This is a genomic window from Streptomyces sp. PSU-S4-23, from assembly GCF_055632315.1.
The window spans coordinates 16,088-37,796 of record NZ_JBVMUU010000002.1; the positions used below are offsets into that span (position 1 = coordinate 16,088).

Annotated in this window: 16 protein-coding genes; 6 read left to right on the forward strand and 10 right to left on the reverse strand. The window is 72.5% G+C overall.

Annotated elements, in window-relative coordinates:
• Window positions 1–378 precede the first annotated feature (378 nt).
• Both ACZ79I_RS00590 and ACZ79I_RS00595 read left to right on the forward strand, forming a co-directional pair.
• The gene (locus ACZ79I_RS00590) at window positions 379–960 is read left to right on the forward strand and encodes a hypothetical protein (protein ID WP_471493060.1); all 582 of its coding nucleotides are present in this window, start codon (window positions 379–381) and stop codon (window positions 958–960) included.
• Between the two features lie 357 nt (window positions 961–1,317).
• Window positions 1,318–2,718, forward strand: coding sequence for an FAD-binding oxidoreductase (locus tag ACZ79I_RS00595; protein ID WP_471493062.1), 1,401 nt, complete (start codon window positions 1,318–1,320; stop codon window positions 2,716–2,718).
• A 151-nt stretch (window positions 2,719–2,869) separates the two neighbouring features.
• Here the strand turns inward: ACZ79I_RS00595 and ACZ79I_RS00600 are convergent, their stop codons facing one another.
• Together ACZ79I_RS00600 and ACZ79I_RS00605 are read right to left on the reverse strand one after the other, a co-directional pair.
• A complete protein-coding gene (locus tag ACZ79I_RS00600; RefSeq protein WP_471493064.1) occupies window positions 2,870–3,025 on the reverse strand; it encodes a hypothetical protein in 156 nt (51 codons plus the stop codon).
• 131 nt (window positions 3,026–3,156) lie between these two features.
• Window positions 3,157–3,768: a TetR/AcrR family transcriptional regulator gene (locus ACZ79I_RS00605; RefSeq protein ID WP_471493066.1), complete on the reverse strand. Its 612-nt coding sequence runs from the start codon at window positions 3,766–3,768 to the stop codon at window positions 3,157–3,159.
• A 181-nt stretch (window positions 3,769–3,949) separates the two neighbouring features.
• On the opposite strand from ACZ79I_RS00605, the gene ACZ79I_RS00610 reads away from it, so the two are divergent.
• Both ACZ79I_RS00610 and ACZ79I_RS00615 read left to right on the forward strand, forming a co-directional pair.
• Window positions 3,950–5,605 carry an amidohydrolase gene (locus tag ACZ79I_RS00610; RefSeq protein WP_471493068.1) on the forward strand — a complete coding sequence of 552 codons (1,656 nt, stop codon included), beginning with the start codon at window positions 3,950–3,952 and terminating at the stop codon, window positions 5,603–5,605.
• A gap of 101 nt (window positions 5,606–5,706) precedes the next feature.
• Entirely contained in the window at window positions 5,707–7,194 is a 1,488-nt protein-coding gene (locus ACZ79I_RS00615; RefSeq protein ID WP_471493070.1) for an APC family permease, read from the forward strand.
• A 454-nt stretch (window positions 7,195–7,648) separates the two neighbouring features.
• Here ACZ79I_RS00615 and ACZ79I_RS00620 read toward each other — a convergent pair whose 3' ends face one another.
• The 3 genes from ACZ79I_RS00620 to ACZ79I_RS00630 form a co-directional block, all read right to left on the reverse strand.
• Window positions 7,649–8,512 carry an LLM class flavin-dependent oxidoreductase gene (locus ACZ79I_RS00620; protein WP_471493072.1) on the reverse strand — a complete coding sequence of 288 codons (864 nt, stop codon included), beginning with the start codon at window positions 8,510–8,512 and terminating at the stop codon, window positions 7,649–7,651.
• 63 nt (window positions 8,513–8,575) lie between these two features.
• Window positions 8,576–9,649 (reverse strand): protein kinase family protein, encoded by a 1,074-nt coding sequence (locus tag ACZ79I_RS00625; protein WP_471504669.1) that lies wholly within the window; start codon window positions 9,647–9,649, stop codon window positions 8,576–8,578.
• Window positions 9,650–9,987: 338 nt separating this feature from the next.
• Complete coding sequence (locus tag ACZ79I_RS00630) at window positions 9,988–11,322, reverse strand: D-arabinono-1,4-lactone oxidase (RefSeq protein WP_471493074.1); 1,335 nt, start codon at window positions 11,320–11,322, stop codon at window positions 9,988–9,990.
• 114 nt (window positions 11,323–11,436) lie between these two features.
• On the opposite strand from ACZ79I_RS00630, the gene ACZ79I_RS00635 reads away from it, so the two are divergent.
• Window positions 11,437–12,378, forward strand: a complete 942-nt coding sequence (locus ACZ79I_RS00635) for a LysR family transcriptional regulator (protein ID WP_471493076.1) — start codon at window positions 11,437–11,439, stop codon at window positions 12,376–12,378.
• 22 nt (window positions 12,379–12,400) lie between these two features.
• On the opposite strand, the gene ACZ79I_RS00640 is transcribed toward ACZ79I_RS00635, so the two are convergent.
• Genes ACZ79I_RS00640 through ACZ79I_RS00655 form a run of 4 tightly spaced genes read right to left on the reverse strand, consistent with a single transcriptional unit; the run spans window position 12,401 to window position 15,872 of the window.
• Window positions 12,401–13,489, reverse strand: coding sequence for a class I SAM-dependent methyltransferase (locus ACZ79I_RS00640; RefSeq protein WP_471493078.1), 1,089 nt, complete (start codon window positions 13,487–13,489; stop codon window positions 12,401–12,403).
• On the reverse strand, window positions 13,486–14,709 hold the full coding sequence (locus ACZ79I_RS00645; protein ID WP_471493080.1) for a glycosyltransferase: 1,224 nt from the start codon (window positions 14,707–14,709) through the stop codon (window positions 13,486–13,488). The genes ACZ79I_RS00640 and ACZ79I_RS00645 overlap by 4 nt, the downstream gene beginning before the upstream one ends.
• A complete protein-coding gene (locus ACZ79I_RS00650) occupies window positions 14,706–15,545 on the reverse strand; it encodes an alpha/beta fold hydrolase (RefSeq protein WP_471493081.1) in 840 nt (279 codons plus the stop codon). Before ACZ79I_RS00650 ends, ACZ79I_RS00645 begins: the two co-directional genes overlap by 4 nt.
• Window positions 15,546–15,548: 3 nt before the next feature.
• Window positions 15,549–15,872 (reverse strand): acyl carrier protein, encoded by a 324-nt coding sequence (locus ACZ79I_RS00655; protein WP_471493083.1) that lies wholly within the window; start codon window positions 15,870–15,872, stop codon window positions 15,549–15,551.
• 182 nt (window positions 15,873–16,054) lie between these two features.
• Here ACZ79I_RS00655 and ACZ79I_RS00660 point away from each other — a divergent pair, with 182 nt between their 5' ends.
• Window positions 16,055–17,128, forward strand: a complete 1,074-nt coding sequence (locus ACZ79I_RS00660) for an RNA-guided endonuclease TnpB family protein (RefSeq protein WP_471493085.1) — start codon at window positions 16,055–16,057, stop codon at window positions 17,126–17,128.
• A 13-nt stretch (window positions 17,129–17,141) separates the two neighbouring features.
• On the opposite strand, the gene ACZ79I_RS00665 is transcribed toward ACZ79I_RS00660, so the two are convergent.
• Window positions 17,142–21,707: a beta-ketoacyl synthase N-terminal-like domain-containing protein gene (locus tag ACZ79I_RS00665; RefSeq protein WP_471493087.1), complete on the reverse strand. Its 4,566-nt coding sequence runs from the start codon at window positions 21,705–21,707 to the stop codon at window positions 17,142–17,144.
• Window positions 21,708–21,709: the final 2 nt, after the last annotated feature.

Genomic DNA, 21,709 nt, shown 5'->3' on the forward strand with positions numbered 1-21,709 from the left:
CGCAACTCGTGAAGTCCTTGCGCCCTGGCAGTGCCGCCACGCTAGCCCGCCGCACCGGCTCGGCCCTGGATAGAGAAAGCGCCGCTGCCCAACATCCCCCCGATGGATCAGCGGCACGAGCAACGAGGTTGCGCCCTTGGAAATTCCGCGCGGGGCACAGGGCCGCCGCCATCCCCTTGCCTTCGTCCTCGCGCTGGCGGCCTGCGCGGTCCTGGCCGGCGCGAGACGTCTGGCCGCGATCTCGCGGCCCCACTGCCCCGGCGCCCTAGGGGACGTGGCCAGTCCGGGACCGGCGATCGGGGCCTTGCCTCCCCACACCAGTACAAGGCGCCGGCTCTGTGACGGTCCCCAGGGGCCGTGCTGAGACCCTCATGGCCGATGACCGCGGTCACGCCGTCACGCCGTCACGCCGTCACGCCGTCACGCGGGGCATTCCCGCCGAACACCAAGACCAGGCGTGCCCATCTCACCGACGACAACTCCCGCAGCTCGCCGAGCTCGTGCTGCCCCCATGGATACATTCGCCCTGAAGACGGCTACTCTTCCGGTGTGGTCGATGGGGAGGACAGCGAAAGCGGCCTGATCCGGCGCCGGCCGTGGGAGCTGGTGGCGTCCACCATCAGGTCGGAGCTCTTCGGGCTCGCCGTCTGCGGGGTCGTCGCCCTGGTGTCCTGGCCGTTCGGATGGCTGCCCGACTCCACTCTTTTCCCCACCATCTCGGCCATGTTCGCGGCAGGGCCCGTGAGCGAGCTGTACCGCACAAGGCCGCCTCGGCGGCTCGCCGGTGTGGCCGCCCTCGCTGCGACGATGACGGTGACCATGCTCTTCGGCGCAGCAGCGGACTCGGCCTTTCCGGCGCTGGCCGACCACGACATCGGTCTCCTTGCGGGCCTCCTCGTCGGTGCACCTGCCGGCGCGGGTGCGGTTGCCTGGCTCTCCAACAGGGCGCACGTTGCCTGATGTGGGCATTCCTCCACGGGAACTTCGCGACCTGCAAGTCCGCGTCCGCGCCGAGCAGCAGACGTCCGACTGGCAGGCCCGGTAGGCGGTCCGCTCCAAAGTGGAGGGTGGGTGCTGATCGCGTTGGCGAGGGCGAAGGGCGGGCCGGTTTGCTGACGGCGAGCAGCGACAGCAGACTGAAATAGACGGGGCCGCATACCGCCAGCGGAGTTGACGGATGCGCACGGCATCGGCCCCGCCACACAAGTGGTTGCCGTGCGGTTCCAGCCGTGCGGTTCCGAGCGTGCCCGGTCTGCGCACCGCACCCCGCGTGTCCGGCGTCACGCACTGCTGCCCCTCCGTGTGGGGTGTTGTGCCATGAGCAAACTCCAGGAGACGGCTCTGCCGCGTCTGCGCGAGGCGCTGCGCGGGACGGTTGTGCGACCCGGGGATCCCGGTTACGACGAGTGCCGCACCGTCTACAACGCGATGATCGACCGGCGTCCCGCCGCGATCGCGCGGTGTGTCGATGTCGCGGACGTGCGCACGACGATCTACTTCGCCAAGGACGCGGGCTTGGAACTGTCGGTGCGCGGCGGCGGCCACAGCGGGCCGGGCCTGTGTCTGGTGGAGGACGCCGTCATGCTCGACCTCTCACCGATGCGCTGGGTGGATGTGGATCCTGCGGCGAGGACCGCCCGGGTGGGAGGAGGCAGCCTGCTCGGTGACCTGGACCACGCGGCGCACACATTCGGCCTCGCCGTGCCCGCGGGGATCGTGTCCACCACGGGAGTGAGTGGTCTGACGCTGGGCGGCGGGCACGGCCACCTGACCCGCAAGTACGGGCTCACGGTCGACAGCCTGCTCGCCGCGGACGTGGTCCTGGCCGACGGCAGCTTCGTCACCGCCTCCGAGGACGACCACCCGGACCTGTTCTGGGCGCTGCGGGGCGGAGGCGGGAACTTCGGCGTGGTCACCTCCTTCACCTTCGCCCTGCACCCGGTGCATACGGTCGGCGTCGCTCTGACGATGTGGCCGGTCGACCGCACCCCTGAGGTACTCCGCTGGTACCGGGAATTCCTGCCGGCGGCACCGGACGACCTCAGCGGCTTCTTCGCCGTACTGGTCGTGCCGCCGGGACCGCCCTTCCCCGAGCCGATACACGGCCGGAAGATGTGCGCGGTGGTGTGGACCTATACCGGTGACCTGGAGGCAAACGGCCTCGAGAACAGTGTGGCCGCGGTGAACGATCCCGCGCCGCCCGCGTTCCACTTGACCACGCCCATGCCCTACCCGGCGCTGCAGTCCATGTTCGACGCGCTGCTCCCCAAGGGGTTGCAGTGGTACTGGCGCGGAGACTTCTTCGATGAGATTCCCGACGCCGCTGTCGACGTGCATCACAGGTACGGGGAGGGCATTCCCACCGACTTGTCCCAGATGCATCTCTACCCGGTCGATGGGGCCGCCCACCGGGTCGGAGCCGACGATACGGCCTGGGCCTACCGGGAGGCGGTCTGGTCCGGCGTGATCGCCGGGATCGATCCCGAGCCTGCCAACGCCGACCTGGTCAGGCAGTGGTGCGTCGACTACTGGACCGATCTGCACCCGCATTCCATGGGCGGTTCCTACATCAACTTCTTGGGCGAGCACGAGACCGCGGAACGCGTCCGCACCACCTACCGCGGGCACTACGGCCGACTGGCGACCGTCAAGCGGACATACGACCCGGAGAACTTCTTCCACGCCAACCAGAACATCCCGCCGTCCCCGGGCACCTGACCACGGTCGCACAGCACACCAGGGCCCGATGGATCCGGTCTGCGCTCGCCGGGCACTCGCTGGCCTCCCGGTCCCCCCGGATGTCGTCGCGGTGGACGGCCATGTGGTCGTGGAAGCGGGCTTCGGGGAAGAGAGCGGAAGAGGGCGGCGTTCAGGGCGGGTCCGGGTGGTGATGGCCGAAGACCACCTCGGTCACCTTCTGCGGCTCGATGCCGGGTTCGGCGAGCGGCCCCAGGATGAGCCGGCGGTCGGCGGCCATGCCGGGGCGGACGACGGCAACCGTGTCGCCCTCGGTGAGCAGGGCCACGGTGCCGGCGACGCGGTCGCCTGCGTAGCCGGTGGTCAGGGCGCGAAACCGCAGCCGGCATGAGCGGCTCCCGGGGGCCGGGCCGTCCGGAGGGAGGCGGGCGCGCGGCCGAGCCGGTGTTCTGGCCGCACTCAGTGGTCGAGCAGGTCGCGGAAGCCGGTGAGCAGGGCTCGCAGGCCGATGTCGAAGGCGCGGGCGGCCCGGCTCTGGTCGCCGGGTGTGTGGTCGAGCGCGGTGCTGAGATACGGCGCGCTGTCGCGGACGACGTCGGAGAGCATCACGGAAGGCGCCACCAGGTCGAGGGCGGAACCGAGGACGAAACTCTCCACTGCGGTGATCACAGGCATGACCTGGTCCGCGGCGAAACCGCCCCTGATGAGGAGTTCGGCGACCTTCTCGTATATCGCATGCATGAAGGGTTCCGCGAGTGGTGCCGTGGCCAGCAGGGGGACCGCTCCGGGATGGGCGGCGAAGGCGGAGAGGTAGGTGCGCGCCCACTCCTCCAGCCCGCTCTCCCAGGGCTGTGACCAGTCCTTGTCGCCGCCGGTGGTCAGCACGAGTTCCTCGCGCATGAGGGAGATGATCTCGTCCCGCCCGGACACGTGGTGGTACAGCGCGGAGGGTGCGACGCCGAGGGCCTTGGCGAGGGCGGGGATCGTCAGGGTGCCCTTCTCGTCGGCCAGTCGCAGTGCCGCGGCACCGATACGCCGGCGGTCGAGCAGGGGGGTGCGGGGCCGTCCCACGGTCGCTCCTCGTTGTGTGGCGGGTCCGAGCCTGTCGGAGCACGCAGAGCTCGCCGTGACCCAGACTTTACCGAATGACTTTCAATAAAACTCTTCCCGATGTCGCGGGCGGCGCCTACATTACCCGAAACCGAACACCTTTCAGTTAGGTGGTCGGCGAGAGAAGGGCACCGTCATCCCCATGCATGCCGACATCGTCTTCACCGGTGGAACCGTCCGGACCGGAGCTGTGGGCGCTCCCCTCCACGAGGCCCTCGCCGTCGCCGGCGGCCGGATCAGCGCCCTGGGCGCGGCGGCGCTGGCCGCCCGCGGTCCTCGCACCACCGTCGTCGACCTGGCCGGCGGCGTACTGCTCCCGGCGTTCGGTGACAGCCATGTGCATCCGGTGATGGGCGGGCTGGGGCTGCACGGCGCTCCGGTCCGCGACTGCGAGAGCGCCGAGGGCATCGTCCAGGCCGTGCGGCACTGGGCCGACGAGCACCCCGACGCCCCGTGGATCACCGGCGACGGCTTCGACCCGTGGCTGGCGCCCGACGGCCGGTTCGACGCCCGGTGGCTGGATGCGGCCGTGCCCGACCGCCCGGTGGTGCTGCGCACCATGGACCACCACACGGCCTGGGTCAACAGCGAGGCGCTGCGCCGCGCCGGGTACACGGCGGCCACCCCCGATCCCGCCGGCGGCCGGATCCTGCGCCGGGAGGGATCCACGGAACCGCTGGGGACCCTCCGTGAGTTCGGCGCCCTGAGCCCCGTACTCGCCCTGATCCCTCCGGCGTCCCATGGGGCTCAGGTGGCCGCGCTGCGGGAAGCGGCCGCCCGGTTCGCCGCCGCGGGGGTGACCTGGGTGCAGGACGCCTGGGTCGAGCCGCACCAGGCCGACGTCTGGATCACGGCCGCGACCACAGAGCCCGCGCTGCCCGTGCGCGCCGACCTCGCGTTCATCCTGGAACCGGACGGCTGGCGGGAGCGGATCGCCCGGTTCGTCGCCGACCGGGACCGCGTGGAGAGCGCGGCACCCGGGCTGCTCACCGCCCGGACCGTGAAACTCTTCGCCGACGGCGTCATCGAGTCGGGCACCGCCGCCCTGCTGGAGCCGTACACCGACTGCCCGCACACGCACGGCATCGCCAACTGGTCCGCCGTCGAACTCGCCGAGGCCGTCACCGCGGCGGACGCGCTCGGGTTCCGGCCGCACATCCACGCCATCGGCGACGGCGGCGTACGGACCGCCCTCGACGCCATCGAGGCCGCGTCCCGGGCCAACGGCCCCCGCGACCGCCGCCCCGTCATCGCCCACGCCCAGCTGATCCACCCCGCGGACCTGCCACGCTTCGCCGAACTCGGGGTGACCGCCTGCCTCCAGCCCCTGTGGGCGCAGCCGGACCCTGTGATGACCGAGCTCACGCTGCCCAGGATCGGCCCCGAGCGCGGAGGACGGCAGTACCAGACCGCCACCCTGCTGGCCTCCGGCGCACGGATCGCCTTCGGCAGTGACTGGCCGGTCACCGCCTACGAACCACTGCGCGGCATCGCCACCGCAGTCACCCGCCAGACGCCCCACGGGACCCCTGAGGGCGGCTGGCTCCCCCAGGAGCGGATCGCCGTCGAAGCCGCCCTGACCGCCTACTCCGCGGGCTGCGCCCACCAGGCGTTCGAGGAGAAGGAATGGGGCCTCCTGCGCCCCGGCATGCGCGCCGACCTGGTGCACCTGGCCGCCGACCCGGTCGGGACCACACCCGCCGCGCTCGCGGACCTGCCCGTCCTCGGTACCTGGCTCGCCGGCCGGCGCACCCACGAAGCCCCCGCATCCGGACACGCTCCCGCCGGGAGACGATAGACGTCGGTCGAGACGACGGACGTCCGTCGCCGTCACGACCGGCCCGCGTGTCCGGGACACCACCCTCACCCCCTCGACCCACGCATCACGCGGAGACCTCCATGACCGAGCCCCACCTCCCCACCGCAGTCCGGCAGCCCTCGCCCCGCCGGCAGGAAGGCCCCGGGACAAGCCCTCATCTCCAGCGCGGCACCCTCGGCGTCGCCGACATCGTCTTCTTCGTCGCCGCCGCGGCCGCCCCGCTCACCGTGATGGCCGGCGTCGCCCCCCTCGCCATCCTCTTCGGAGGCATCGGCGCCCCGGCCGCCTACGTGGGCGTGGGCGTCCTGCTGTGCCTGTTCGCGGTCGGCTTCACCGCGATGACGCCGTACATCCGCAACGCGGGAGCGTTCTACTCCTACATCGCCCGCGGCCTCGGGCGTCCGGCCGGGCTCGGCGCGGCGCTGCTCGCGCTGTTCTCCTACAACGCCCTGCAGATCGGCGTGTACGGCGCCTTCGGCTTCTTCTCCGCCGCCACCGTGAACGACCTCCTGGGCATCGACCTGCCCTGGCCCGTGTACGCCTTCGCGGGGATCGCCGTCGTCTGGTTCCTCGGCTTCCGCTCCATCACCTTCGGCGCCAAGGTACTGGCCGTCCTCCTCGTGGCCGAGACCGCGATCCTGCTGCTGCTCGCCGGCGCGATCCTGGTCAAGGGCGGGGCGAACGGGCTGGCCCTGGACTCCTTCGCTCCCTCCCACGTCTTCGTCTCGAGGATGAGCGGTCCGCTGGGCCTCGCCGTCGCGGCCTTCATCGGCTTCGAGGCCACCGCCATCTACCGGGAGGAGGCCCGCGACCCCGACCGCACGGTCCCTCGCGCCACCTACCTGGCCGTCGGTTTCCTCGGGCTCTTCTACGCCTTCATCGTCTGGGTCATCGTCCAGGCCTTCGGCAGCGGCCAGGCGGTCGGGGCAGCCGCGCAGAACCCGGCCGAGATGTTCTTCACCGCCATGACCCGCTACGTCGGCGGCTGGGCCACCGGCCTCCAGCGCATCCTGATCGTCACCAGCCTGCTGGCGGCGCTGCTCTCCTTCCACAACGCCATCACGCGCTACGCCTACGCGCTGTCCGCCGAGAAGGTCGCTCCCGCCGCCCTGGGCCGGGTCCACCCGCGCCACGGTTCGCCCTGGGTCGCCGGCATCCTCCAGAGCGCCCTGGCCCTCGTGGTCGTCGCGGTCTTCGCCGCGATCGGCGTCCACCCCTACAACGAGTTCTTCCTGTGGGTGAACACCCCCGGTGTGGTCGGCATCCTGGTGCTGCAGGCCCTGGCCGCCTTCGCCGTGGTGGTCTTCTTCCGCCGCACCCCCGCCACCCGGGGCGAGGGACCTCTGCGCACCCTGGTCGCACCGGCCGCCGCCGGTGTCCTGCTCACCCTGACCACGGGGCTGGTCTGCAAACGCCTCGACCTGTTCACCGGCGCCGGACCCGCCGTCAACTGGGCGCTCGTCGCCCTCACCCCGGGCCTCTTCCTCACCGGCGTGTTCTTCGCCCTGCGCGTCCGCCGGACCAGGCCCGACGTCTACGCCGAGCTGGCCACCACCGACATCGGCTGATCGGCACCACCCACCCCGATCCGCACGGGCGTCGGCCCAGGGGCCCCTGGGCCGACGCCCGTCTGTGCCTGCTGCGGCAGCAGCACCCACCCCGCACCAAGATCTTCTCCGTGTGGCGGGCAGCTGTCGCGCACGAGCCATGTACGTACGGCTCCTTGCAACCCCGCCAAGACGGCTCCCACGCCCAGTACATGGAACTCGCGGGCCGGATACCGACCGCGGCCCCGCGACGGTCCCGGCAGTCGGCCTCCCGCGTTCCGAACCGGGCCCGGGGCGGAGTGGATCTCGGGAGGGCTGAGGCATGAGGCACGCCGCGGCCCTCGCCGAACTCAGCTTCCCGGCGTACGCCTCACCGCCCAGTTCCCCAGCGTTCCCCAACCCCGTCGCCGCCGAGTCGCTGCTGGACCGACTGATCGACGCCGGCCACCAGGTCATCACACCCTCGAACGGCTCATCAGAGCACCGGCGGCCCTGCCTCGACGCGGTGCAGTACCGGAGGCAGGCGGTCCAGGTCGGGACCGGCCTGGACCTGTCGCTCGTCCCACCAGGTGGCGCCGGCGTCGTGCAGCGGACCGATCACGTCCTTGGCCTTGGCCGCGTCCGGGGGCGTGGCACCGCCGAGCACGAACTCGAAGGGGCGCTCTGCCCCAGCCGCACGGTGTTCACGGACATAGCCGACCAGATCCCGCACCTCCGCCACATCCGGCACATGACCATGCCGGGCCGTCTCGAAGAGCGGCACCGCGCCGTCCCACCGCGCCGCCCGCCGCATGGGCGGGCGACGCGGCCAGAACCCGCCGATCCACACCGGCGGACGGGGCCGCTGCACGGCGGCGGGCAGCAGTGTCACGTCCCGGACCTCATAGTGTCGGCCGTGGTGGTTCACCGGCTCGCCGGACCAGAAGCGCCTCAACAGCTCCAGTCCCTCGTCCAGCCGCTCGGCGAGGAGACGTGGCTCGGCGGCGTCGCCGAAGCTGCGGTATTCGTCCTCGATCGGACCGCCCAGACCTGCTCCAAAGATCACCCGGCCACCGCTGAGGTGGTCCAGGGTGGCCACCTGGCGGGCGAGTTGCTGCGGACGGTAACGGGGGACCGGCGTCAGCAGGGTGCCCAGCCGGATCCGGGAGGTCGCCAGGGCGGCAGCGGTCAGCAGCATCCAGGGGTCTCCGAAGGGGCGTCCCCGGTGTTGTCGATGCAGTACGTGGTCCCAGACGAAGAGCCCGTCCCAGCCCGCCTGTTCGGCCGCAGCCGCCACGGTCGCCACGTTACGAGGGTCCGCGAAGTCACCGAAGTTGGGGATGTTGATGGAGAAGCGCATCCCAGCAGGATGCCCAGCCGGCGACGAAGGAGCAATCCACGTCAGTGGTGACCGCAACTACCCCTACGCCGTAGCACCGGCGAGGGCCTGCCGGACCTCGACTGCCGGGAAGGGGGTGCGCTTGCTCTGTGTGAGGAACCGGTGGTGGAAGTCGTCCAGGACGATGGCGTGCTGGGCGTGCCGGTCGATGATCGCGCCGATTTCAGGCGGAACGCCGTCGGGTCGCCGACCGTCCACCCATTCCCGCAGGAAGGTCCCGTGTTCGGCGCCACCGCGCACGCCGTCGGGCAGGTGATGGCGCAGCAGGTGGCTCGGCGCATAGCTGCGGTCGTACACGAGATGGTCGGCAAGGAAGGCATCCTCCTCCGCTGAGAGGTCGAAATCGCGGCTCAGTGCGAGCCCGAAGTCTGCGAAGTACACCCGCCGGCCCTCGGTGAGCAGGTTGGCGAAGTGCGCGTCGAAGTGGACCAGTCCGCGGGCGCTCATGAATTCCGTGCCGCGCATCAGTGCTTCCTCGACCCACCGATAGGACGATTCGCCCTTCGGCTGCAGCGGGGCCGTATCACGCCTGTCACCGAGCCACGCGGCGAGTGTCTGAGGCACGTGCTCCAGGAAGAGCACCAAGCTGAAGGAGGATCTGCCGACAGCTTCCAGCCGACGGCGTACAGCCGGTGCCCCATCCCAGTGCGCGACGGCCCCCTCAACGCCCCCGAAGGCGTCAGCGAAGCCAGGCGGGGGGCTGTCAGGCAGGACCCGCCAGTGATACAGCAGTGGGAAACCCGCGTACTCGTTCTTCAGCGCCCAGCCTGTGGTCAAGTGGTGTGCGGCCAGTTCACGCCAGGCACCGAACCCCGCCGACCCCGCACCGTACTGGTAGAAGAGGGGAAGTTCGAACAGGTTGGCGGTCGACCGCAGGTGCTCCGGCTGCAACTCGATGTCCGTCAGCGGGACCCGCTTGACGAAGACGCGTATCCCCTCGACCTCCATCTCCGCCGATCTGCCCCCGATACCGGAACCCAGACTCGGCGCGGCGGCCACGGCATCCCGGAGTCGCCGATCACTGAACAGGGACAGCCGCGCTCCCACAGTCGCATGAGCGGACACTCGCGCCGCATGCGCTGACGCGGTCTCATCCATTGGCGGCTCCAGCTGGGCGTCAAGGCTCACGCTGCGGATCATGCCAGGCGACCGACCGCGACTCCCGACGAACTGACACGCCGGCGCAAGGGAGTACCGAGTGGGAGAACATCAGGGAGTCGACTGGACCATGCTGCTGCTCCTCTGCCGGTGCTCGCGGTCGTCGTCCTGGCCCGCAGCCGCGGTTTCCCCGCGAGGTGTGCCGCCGCTCAGGGCGCCGTACGGCCTTCGAACGCCCGCCGTCACCGGCGCAGTTGGAAGGCCGGTAGTTGGAGGGCCGTAGTTCGAGGCCGTCCCCGTGACGGCCCGCCGGCCCTCCTGGAACGAGCCCCGCGTGCTCAGCCCCTCCCGTCCGCGGCGGGCGGGGCGCCCAGGACGGTGTCCAGGTAGTCGTTGGTGAACCGTCCGGCCGGGTCGAGCCGGTCGCGCAGTGCCGTGAAGTCGTCGAAGCGCGGGTAACGGGCGCGCAGCCGGGGCGCGTCGAGCGTGTGCATCTTGCCCCAGTGCGGGCGGCCGCCGACCGTGCCGAGGATCGCCTCCATCGCGTCGAAGTACCGTCGGTGGGGCATGCGGTGGTACTGGTGGAAGGCGACGTAGGCGCTGGCGCGCCGGTACGCGGGGGACAGCGGGATGTCGTCGGCGGCGGTGAAGCGGACCTCCAGCGGGAACGAGATGCGCTCGTCGTGGGTGCCGACCCAGCGCGCGATCTCCCGGATCACCTCGGCGGCCTCCTGGCGCGCGAAGGCGTACTCGCCTTCCCTGAAGCGGACGTCTCGCCGGGAGGCGAAGACGCGATAGGACACGTCGGTGTACTCCCGCGCGGACAGCGCGCCGGTGACCAGCCGGGTGATCGCCGGAACGGTGCGGGGCAAGGCGGTGCCGACCCGCAGCAGGCCCTCGAAGGCGGTGTTGGTGACGAACTCGTCGTCGAACCAGTGCCGCAGCCGGCCGACGGGTCGCAGCGCGCTGCCGCCGGGCAGCCGGCGCTTGCGCAGCGTGAGGGCGGTACGGGTGTGGGGGAACCAGAAGAACTCGAAGTGGTCGTTGCCCTCGACCAGGTCGTCCAGTTCGTCGAGCACCCGGTCGAGCGGCATCGGTTCCTCCACCGCGTGCAGGGCATAGGCCGGCACGCACTGCAGGGTCACGCTGGTGATGATGCCGAGGGCGCCCAGGCCCACCCGGGCGGCGGCGAACACCTCGGGGTGCTCGTCGGCGGAGCAGCGCACGACCGAGCCGTCCGCCAGAACCAGTTCCATCGCCCTGACCTGGGTGGGCAGGCCGCCGAAGGCCGCACCGGTGCCGTGCGTCCCGGTGGAGACCGCCCCGGTGATGGTCTGCCGGTCGATGTCGCCCAGGTTCTCCATGGCCAGGCCGTGCTCGGCGAGGGCCGGGTTCAGCCGGTGCAGCGGTATCCCGCCCTGCACGGTGACCAGGCCGGTCTCGCGGTCCGCCGACAGCACCCGGTCGAGTCGGTCCATCCGGACCAGGACGCCGTCGGCCGCGGCGATCCCGCTGAACGAGTGGCCGGCGCCGACGGCCTTCACCCGCAGGCCGTCGCGTGCCGCGGCCTGTACGGCCGCGGCCACCTCGGCGCCGTCCGCGGGCACGACCACCCGCTCGGGCCGGGACCGTACCGTGCCGGCCCAGTTGCGCCAGGTGGTGGTGGTGCTCATGCGCCGCCCCCTCTCGCGTCCACTCGGTCTCGGAGAACCGTAGGGCGGGCCGATCGGCGAAGGGAAACAGCCTGATCGCGTCGATTGACAACGAACGGTTTACCATCGGCGTCCGTGGATGTGTCCAGCAGACGGCTGCGGTACTTCGTCGCGGTGGCGGAAGAACTGCACTTCGGCCGCGCCGCCGCCCGGCTGTTCGTGACCCAGCAGGCGCTCAGCAAGCAGATCCGGGAGCTGGAGCGCGAGATCGGCACACAACTGCTGCGCCGCACGACCCGCAGGGTGGAGTTGACCCCGGCGGGCGAGGCGCTGCTCGGCCCCGCCCGCGAGGCACTCACGGCGATCGGCACCGGTGTCGAGGCGGCCCGGCGCGCCGGGCGCGGGGAGGCCGGCGCGCTGCGACTGGGCTTCGTGATCGCGGGCGCGCTGGAGCTCACCACCCCGATCCTGGCCGAGTTCACCCGGCGGAACCCCGGAGTCCTCCTGCAGATACGCGAGTTCGGTTTCCCGGACCCGTCGGCCGGCCTGGCCGCCGGGGATTCGGACGTCGCCCTGGTGCGCCTGCCCCTCGCCGCACCGGATCTTGAGTCGTACCCCCTGTTCCACGAGCCGCTGGTCGCCGCCGTGCCGCGAACGCACCGGCTGGCCGGCCGCCCGTCCGTGACCGTGCGTGATCTCCTCGACGAGCCGCTCGCGGTGGGACGGACCGCGGATACGGAATGGCGGAGGTTCTGGGCGCTGGACGCCTACCGGCCCTCCGGTGCCGAACGGAAGATCATCGAAACCAGTACGCAGAGCGAGGAGGCCGAGATGGTGGCGGCAGGGCTGGCCTGCGCCGTCACCGCCGCCGGAGCCGAGCGCTACGCGCCGCACCGCGGCATCCGGTACATCCCGATCGGGGGCGTGGGCGCCTCCACTCTCGCCGCGGCCTGGCGCAAGGGGCACCGCACCGCGCTGGTGGACCGCTTCCTTGCCGCGGCCCGGGCCGTACTGGACCACGAGGCGGACCTCCTCGCCGCCATCGAGCACCCTTGGTCACCCCACGCGCCCCGTTGAGCCCGCCTGATCGCCACGAGGCTCAGTCCCGGCGGGCCACCAGCCGGTAGGCGTTGGACAGGCCCAGCGGGTGGGCCAGGGGTTTGACGAGGAAGCGGTCCAGCAGGGTGCCCAGGAGGAGCGCCGGGATGCCGGCGATCAGTGTCGTGGCGCGCAGCGTGCGGCGCAGCGCGGTCGGCCGGGCCGGCAGCCAGGGCAGGTCGTCGCGCGGGGCGGCCGCGTCCAGGGCCAGCCAGGTGGCGGCCAGGAGATCGACGGGGTCGTGGGGTTCGGCATGCTGCTCCGCCACCACCGTGAACCCGAGGTCGCCCAGTGTGCGGCGCAGGTTCTCGACGGGGATGAAGTGCAGGTGCTGCGGCTGCAGCCACGGCAGCCACCAGCGGCCGAGGAGGCGGGCACAGCGGCTGTCGGGGTCCGGGACCTCGATCAGCAGATGGCCGCCGGGGCGGACGGCTCGGTGCGACGCCTGGAGTTCGCGCAACGGGTCGGTGCTGTGTTCCAGGTAGTGGAACATGCTGACGACGTCGTAGCGGCCGTCGAGCCCCTCCGCCAGGTCGGGGAAGCTGCCGCGGTAGCCGCGCCGCACGCGGCCGGCGCGCTCGGCGAGTTCGGCGCCGTCGGTGAAGTCGAGGCCGTCGAAACGTGTGCCGGGGTGGACGGTGCGGGCCGCCTCGCAGAAGTGACCGTGTCCGGTGCCGACGTCCAGCCAGTTCTCGGGCGCGGGGGCGAAGGGGAGCAGGGACTCGGCGCGCCGTACGTACATCGTCGTCCGGCCCGCGAAGGTGTTGCCCAACTGCTTCTCGCCGAGTCCGTCGTAGAAGTCGCGGTAGTAGAACTCCAGGCCGGCCGCGCTGAGTCGCGGGTTCTGGAAGGTGTGCCGGCACTCCTCGCACCGGTCGAGGATGAAGCGGCCGGGCTTGTGCTGGAGCAGGTCCGTGGTGCGCAGGCGTGTCGCCAGCCGGGCCGAGCCGCACCAGGGGCAGGTGGTGCGCCTCGGTTCGAAGAAGCGGTCGACGCCGTCGGCGAGTTCGGCCCGGTAGACGGGGCGCAGCGCGGCGACCCGCTCGACGCGGCTCGGTGACTCGTGCTCGTGGTCGTGGTTGTCGTTCACAGGCCCTCCTCGGGGCGTATGCCGTCGGCCAGTCGCTCCAGGTGGGTTGCGGCCGCCCCGCTGCCGCCGGCCGCGCGCAGCGCCGTACGGATCCGGTCGGCCGCCGCGCGATGGGCGGGATCGTGCAGGACGGCGTCCAGCGCTGCGCCCAGCCGCCCGGCGGTGACCCGGCCGAACCGGACCCTGACGCCCGCCCCCGCATCGGTCACCTGGGCGGCCACGACCGGCTGGTCGTCGCGGATCGGTGCCACGACGAGGGGGACGCCGTACCAGAGGGCCTCGCACACGGTGTTGTGGCCGGCGTGGCAGATGACCGCGTTGGCCCTTTCCAGGAGCGGCAGTTGGGGCACCGAAGGCAGGATGAGCACGTCCTTGTCGCGGGGGCCGGGGGTGTCGGGGCCGGGGGTGCCGGGGGTGCCGATGTGGCGGCCCGGGTCGACGATCACCGCCTGCAGCCGGTCGGTCCGTTCCCGGATCGCGGCCAGGCACACGCCGAGGAAGCGGGCCCCGGCATCGGTGTTCGCGGTGCCGAGCGTCACGAGGACCAGAGGACGGGAGGCGTCGAGCCGGTCCCACGGGAAGGCGGACGCCGTGGGGCGTCGGGTGAGGGAGGGGCCCACCCAGCGGATCCGGTCGCCCGCCAGGGCCCCGCGGCCGACCAGTTCCGGGGTGCTGAACGCGAGCGTCAGATGCGGGGAGAACCGCGGATCGGCGGTGCCCGAAGGATCACCGATGCGGCCCCGCAGATCCCGCAGGAGCGCGACCATCCAGGCCGTGATCCCCGGCAGTCCGTCCAGTGCGCCGGTCAGCTCGGCCGAGGTGGTGGCGGAGGTGGCCCAGGTCACGCGCAGCCGCTCGGCGACCAGCCCGCCGGCGAAAGCCTGCTGGTCGGCGACGACCACATCGGGGCCGAAGTCCTCGACGGCCGCCGCCACGCCGGGGGCCATCGCCTCGGCGAGCGGCACCAGGAACCCTTCCCACAGGAACTTCAGCGCCTCCGGGCCACGGAGGTCGGCCGGCCGCTCCGCGCCGCCCGCCCCCAGCGTCGGCCCGGCGCACCGGAACACGACGGCCCCGTCTCCCGCGAGCCGCCGGACGAGCCCGGGATCGGCGGCCGCCCAGGCCACCCGGTGTCCCCGCGTGGTCAGCTCCGCCGCGACGCCCGCCGCGGGGTTGATGTGTCCGACCAGGGGCGGCACGACGAACAGGAATCTGCTCACCGGGACCCCGACCCCGCAGCCGTCGTCGTGCCCTGCGCCCCGGCTTCGGCCGACTCCTGGATGAGGGAGAGCACGTGGCCGCCGACCGTCCTCGACGCCTCGACCAGCACGGAGTGCTCGTGCCCCGGCACCACGACGGTCCGGCAGCCGGGCAGCAGCGACTCCAGCCACGGTGCCTGCGCCGCGAGGGCCGACTCGCCGCCGTAGAGCGCGAGCACCGGGCAGCGCACGGACCGGATCTGGTCCTCGCTCAGCACCCGGCTGGCGGGAATGTCGCGGGCCAGGCTGGTGGACCGCACGAGGCGGGCCGCGCTCTTCGCCAGGCGCGCGGTGTTGCGGCTGCGGTTGACGGCGATCCAGGCCAGCGCGGCGGCCTCGTTGCCCGCCAGGTCGGCCACCACCTGCCGCAGGATTCCGCCCATCGTCGCCGCCCATGCCCTGGTCGCCGGCTGGGACTCGATGAGGGAGACGGAGGCCGCCCGCTCCGGGTGGCGGACGGCGTAGCCGAAGGCGACGGTGCCGCCGTAGGAGTTGCCGACGAGGTGGACCGGACCGGTCACCTCCAGCCGGTCGAGCAGCGTCTGAAGGTCGTCGATGCCGTCGTCGAGGGTGTAGCCGCTCGCCGGTCGTGCGCTGCGGCCGTGGCCCCGAAGGTCGTACATGACGACGTCGAGGCCGGCCGCGGCGAACGGCGGGGCCACGGTGAAGTAGTAGCTGGCCAGGCTGTCGGTGAGCAGCCCGTGGACGAGGACGACCGTGCCGGTGGCCGGGCGGCCGTCCCGGGGCCCCATCCGCTGCGTGTGCAACCGGAGTTCACCGGCGTCGACCATCGCCATGGCTCAGCCCGCCTCCGCGGCCTTCAGGCTCTGCACGACGTACTCGACGAGCCGCCCGACGGTGAGTTCGATGATCTCGTCGAACTCCATCCCGGCCAGGAACTCGGCGAAGTTGACCTGCTTGCCGTACCGCTGCTCCAGCAGGCCGGCCAGGGTCACCAGGTCGATGCTCTCCAGTTCGAGGTCGCGGTTGAAGGTGGTCGCCATGCCGATCTCGACGTCGTCCAGGCCGTACTCGTCCTCCAGGAGTGCGGTGAGCATGTGCGTGATGTCGGCGAGCACCGACGTCTCGTCCGCGTGGGCGAGTGGGGGCCGGCTGGTGGTCATCGGGACTCCTTCGTGGATACCCCGGCCTTCAGGCCGGGGTGGGGGTACCTCCCGCTTGCGGGGGAGAAACGAAGCTCCTGCGGAGCAGGACAGGGAACGGCGAATCACCTCCAAGGCGATCCGGCGTCTGCGACCACCGGCCGACACCCGCTGCTCACACGGGAATCGATACGGTGTGAGGCATGACGCGGCAGGTCAAGCGGGCTTTCAAGTACCGCTTCTGCCCCACGGCCGAGCAGGCGGCTGAGCTGTCCCGCACGTTCGGCTGTGTCCGCCTCGTGTACAACAAGGCGCTGCAGGAGCGCACGCGGGCCTGGTACGGCCAGCAGCGCCGCGTCTCCTACGTGCAGTCCTCCGCCGCGCCCACGCAGTGGAAGAAGACCAAGGAGCTGGCCTTCCTGACGGAGGTGTCCTCGGTTCCGCTCCAGCAGGCGCTGCGCCATCTCCAGACGGCGTTCGGGAACTTCTTCGCCAAGCGCGCCAAGTACCCCCGGTACAAGAGCCGGAAGAAGTCCCGCGCGTCGGCCGAGAACACCCGCAGCACCTTCTCCCTGCTGTGCGAGGACACCATCGCCCCGGCCCCCGACACCGACGCGGCCGTCGGCCTGGATGCCGGGATCACCTCTTTCGTGACCCTGTCCACCGGAGAGAAGATCACCAACCCGAAGCACGAGCGGCGTGACCGTGCCAGCCTGGCCCGTGCGCAGCGGGAGCTGTCGCGGAAGGCGAAGGGCTCGGCGAACCGGGAGAAGGCCCGGCGTCGTGTCGCCCGCGTGCATGCGCGGGTCGCCGACCGGCGCCGCGACTTCCTGCACAAGCTGTCGACTCGGCTCGTCCGTGAGAACCAAACGGTCGTGATCGAGGACCTCACCGTCCGCAACCTGCTGAAGAACGGCAAGCTCGCACGCGCCATCTCGGATGTGGCATGGACGGAACTCCGCTCGATGCTGGAGTACAAGTGCGCCTGGTACGGGCGCGAACTCGTCGTGATCGACCGCTGGTTCCCCGGCTCCAAGCTGTGCGGGGCCTGCGGCACGGTCGTGGCGAAGATGCCGCTGAACGTCCGGGAGTGGACGTGTGAGTGCGGCACGGTGCACGACCGCGACGTGAACGCGGCACGCAACATCCTGGCCGCCGGGCCGGCGGCGTCTGCTTGTGGAGACGGTGTAAGACCTCAACGGGAGTCCTCCCGGACGGGGCGGTCGTCGGTGAAGCAGGAACCCCAGCGGGCGACCGCTGGACTCCCCCGCCGCTAGGCGGGGGAGGAAGTCAACGGTCGTACTCCTCCTCGTGGGTCGGCCCTGTCGTCCAGGCCACGACGTAGTCCCGCTGCGGCAGCCGTGCGGGGTTGCTCGTCCGCTCGCAGTGGACGGTGTACGCGGGTTCCAGGCGCCCGGAGACCACCAGCCGGTCGGCGGCGGCTTCGCGGACCGTGAAGTCCCGTGGACGCCCGCCGAATCCGGTGCCCTCCGCCTTGGCGACCGCCTCCTTGGCGGCCCAGAACCGGGTGAACCACAGCGCCAGAGGCTCTGCGGTGGCGGCGGACACCTCGTGCAGCAGCCGGAGTTCGTCGTCCCCGAGCGCGGTCGCGTGGGTGACCGGGTCGCGTTCGGCGATCTCCTCGATGTCGATGCCGGGCCCGGGGCCGGGCCGGTGCGGCCGGACGATCGCGACCCCGGCCTCGGCCCGGTGGGCCAGCGACACGTCCAGCGGGGGCAGGGTGCGGCCGTGCAGGCCGGTGACGTGCGGGCGGCCCGAGGCGTCGCTGTGCACCCGGATCTCCGCCGGGAAGACGGGCCCCTCGCCGTGGTCCCACAGCCACTGCCGTACCGCGTCCTTGACCGCGATCCGGCCGAGCAGCCACTGCCGGCGGCCGCGTGGGCCGTGCGCGGCGTACTCCGAACGTTCCGCGCCGCTCAGTGAGTTGCGCATGATCAGTTCGCGTGAGGCGAGGTCGGGCCACCGCTCGTGCAGCAGCGACCAGCCGCCCGGGCGGGCCTCGGAGTAGGTGTTGCGCTCCGGGAAGCGCTCGACGGGCCGGGTCTGCGGATCGTTGTCGAAGCGGCGGTCCTGCCAGCCGGTGAGCTCCGCCCACAGCTCGCCGTCGACGGTCAGCCGCACGTCGGCTTCCAGAGCGGTGTCGGTGAGGGAGGCGATGCGGACTGCGCACTCCAGCGTCGTGCCGGGGCATGGATGGGGACCGTAGAACCGCATCGTGCGGATCTGCACCGGGAAGACCACGGTGCGCTCGGTGCGGGTCGCCATGATCCAGTAGCCGAGGATCTGGCCGACGTTGTCCAGGAGGGCACCGGGGGCGGGGGGTGTGGTGATCACGCCCCGTACGTGGGTGTCGCCGATCGCGGTGAGCGCGGTGACGCCCTGGAAGGCCGGGCCGTGGAACATCCAGCGCTCGGCGTAGAGCTGGGCGGCGGTGTGGTCGGGAGCGCGTTCGGCGGCGGGGTCCCCCTGCCGGGGGGCGGGGGGTGCGGCGGGGTGGCGGTCGGCGACGTCGACCACGGCACGGGCCCAGGTGCCGAAGGAGACCGCGAGGCGGTCCGGGCCCTCGGCGGTGACCGTGACGGGGACGTCGACCGGCGGGGTGGCCGTCAGCCACTGGTCGAACCGGGCCCCGTGGACGGCGACGGCCCGCTTGCCGGGGGCCGCCTGCTCCGCCGCCGCCATCATGTGGTGGACGATCGTCGTCGCCGGCACGACCGGCCAGCGGTCGGCGACGTCCGGCCAGCCGGGACGCTGCGGGAAGAAGCAGTGGTCGAGGAGGTACGGCATGGTGCGGGGGGACACGTGGACGGTGGTGCGGCGCCGCGCGGGGGAAGCCGGCGGAGCGGAGGGCGCGGGGCGCGCGGGGGAAGCGGGGACGGGGGTGCGGATCGGGGGCCGGGGCCGGGCGGAGACGTCGGCGCGGGACGGAGCGGGGGCGGCCGGGCGTGGGCCCCAGGCGGGCGGGCGTGGGCCCCGCGCGGCGATCAGTGCCGCGGCCGTGTCCGCGGTCTCCCGCAGCAGGGCCGACAGCTCCGCGGCGGCCGGGGAGCGGTCGGCGAGCGCGTCCAGCGGTGAGGGGACCGGGCTGCTCGCCGGGACGCGGCCGAGAGGCAGTGCGCGGCGCAAGTCCGCGAGCGCCGGACCGGGCAGGGACACCAGCGCCCCACCCAGATCGAGCCGGACCGGCGACCGGTCCCGCCGTGCAGAGCGTGTCTCGCGCGGCAGAGCGGGAACGACCGCGGCGCCGACGGTCCACAGGGCGGTCGCCACCCGGCGGAGCTGGGCGAGGCCGTCGCGGTGGGGGGAGTTGGCGGCCACGACCAGGTGGTCGCGGCCGCGGAGGGTGTCGCCGATGAGCGAACCGAGCTGCCCGGTGCCTACCTGGACGAAGACGCGGTGCCCGGCCTCGTACAGCGCCTCGACGAGCGGCCGGAAGCGGACCGGTTCCAGCAGGTGCCGGACGAACAGTTCCCGTACGCCCGCCTCGTCCCGGGGGTAGGGCGACGCTGTCGTCCCCGACCAGAGGGGGACCGTCGGCGGGTGCAGGCGAAAGCGGCGTGCCGCGTCCTCGATGGGGCCGAGGTAGGGCTTCAGCATCGGGGTGTGGAAGCCGGACCGGAACGGCAGCACCTGGCCGATCACGCCCTGCGCCCGGAAGGACCGGACGAACCCTTGCACGCCGTCGTCGGGACCGCACACCATCGACTGGTTCGGGGCGTTGTCGTGGGAGAGCAGGACTCCGGCCGCCGCCCACCCCTCCTCCTCCAGGGCGGTGAGCACGCGCGCGGCGGACGCTCCGACCGCGCCGAACGCCAGGCCCGGGACCGCCACGCTGTCCGGGTCGAACGACGCCATGAAGTCGCTGATCTCGTCCGCCGCGTACACCCCCGCCGCGGCCATCGCCGTCCACTCGCCGACGCTGTGCCCGGCGACCGCGTCCGGCACGACGCCCATGCGGCGCAGCGCGGTGTCGAGGAGCCGGCCGACCGCGACGACCTGGAAGCCGTGCCGGCCCACGTCTCCCACCCGCGCGTCGGAGCGGATGCCGGGAAGGCCGAAGTGGGCGGCGACGTCGTCCACTTGGGGATCGAACTCGGCCTCGAGGCCGGGGAAGACGAACGCCAGCCGCCCGCCCGGACGGCTCGGCGCGAACCACACGTCGCTCCGGCCCTGCCAGGCGCGCCCCTGGGCGACCGCCCTGCGCGCCAGCGCCAGCTTCCTGGCGGTCGGGCCGACGACGCCGAGCCGTGAGCCGCCCGCGGACGCATGCCTGCGGCCGCTGTCGAGACCGGCGGCCAGGACGGCGGAGTCGTCGCCGTCCAGCAGCCCGGCCAGGGACCCGGGGCTGTCGGCGGCGAGCAGAAGCACCCGCTCGGGCTCGGACACGACCGTCTGCGCGCGCCGGGGTGTCCGCGCGCCCGGCGGCTCCTCCAGCACCACGTGCGCGTTGATGCCGCCGAACCCGAACGCGTTGACCCCCGCCCGCCGCACCGGCCGCTCGGGCGTGGTCTCCCACGGCGCCGCCTTGTCCAGTGGACGGAACCGGGTGGCGGCGAGCGCGGGGTGCGGGTCGTCGCAGTGCAGCGTCGGCAGGAGCACGCCGTGGTACACGGCGAGGGCGGCCTTGATCAGTCCCGCCGCTCCGGCGGCCGGCATCGTGTGCCCGATCATCGACTTCACGGAGCCGATCACGGCCCGGTCCTGGGCCGTCTCCGGTCCGAACACCTCGGCGAGCGTGGCCAGTTCGGCCGTGTCCCCGGCCGGGGTCCCGGTGCCGTGCGCCTCCAGGAGGCCGATCGACCCGGGCCGGGCCGGGTCGAGGCCCGCCGCGCGCCATGCCTGCCGTACGGCGTGCGTCTGGCCGGCCGGGTCCGGGTTGACCAGGCTCGCCGCGCGTCCGTCGCTGGCCACGCCGGTGCCGCGGATGACGGCGTAGATCCGGTCGCCGTCGCGTTCGGCGTCGGCCAGCCGTTTCAGGACCACCACTCCCGTGCCCTCGCCGATGAGGATGCCGTCGGCCTCCCGGTGGAAGGGGCGGATGCGCTGGCTCGGGGAGAGTGCGCGCAGCTGGGAGAAGACGCTCCACAAGGTGATGTCGTGGCAGTGGTGCACTCCCCCGGCGAGCATCAGGTCGCAGCGGCCGGCGGCCAGTTCGGCCGCCGCCTGGTCGACGGCGACCAGCGAGGACGCGCAGGCGGCGTCCACGGTGTAGGCGGGGCCGCGCAGGTCGAGGCGGTTGGCGACCCGGGAGGCCGCGAGGTTGGGCACCAGGCCGATGGCCGACTCGGGGTTCTCGGGCCCCAGCCGCTCGGTGAACGCCTCCCGCAGCCGGGCGAGTTGTCCGGGCGTCAGCTCGGGCAGCAGTTCGCCCAGGGTGCGGACGAGCTGTCCCGCCGTACGGACGCGCTGGTCGAGCCGGGCCAGTCCCGGGGTGAGGTAGCCGCCCCGGCCGAGCACCACCCCGACACGGTGCCGGTCGGGCAGGCGGTCCTCGCCACCTGCGTCGGCGACGGCCTCGGCGGCCACGCGCAGGGCGATGAGCTGGTCCGGTTCGGTGCCGGCCACCGAGTTCGGCATGATCCCGAACCGGGTGACCTCCACCTCGGCCAGAGCGTCGACGAATCCGCCGCGCCGGCAGTACACCCGGTCGGCGGCGGCCTGCCCGGTCCCGGCCCCTTCCCGGTAGTAGGCGTCGGTGTCCCAGCGCCCCTCCGGTACGTCCGTGACGGCGTCCCGGCCGTGCAGCAGGTTCTGCCAGTACGCGTCCAGACCGGCGGCGCCCGGCAGCAGCACCGACATCCCCACGATGGCCACCGGTGCCTGATGGCCCGTCATCC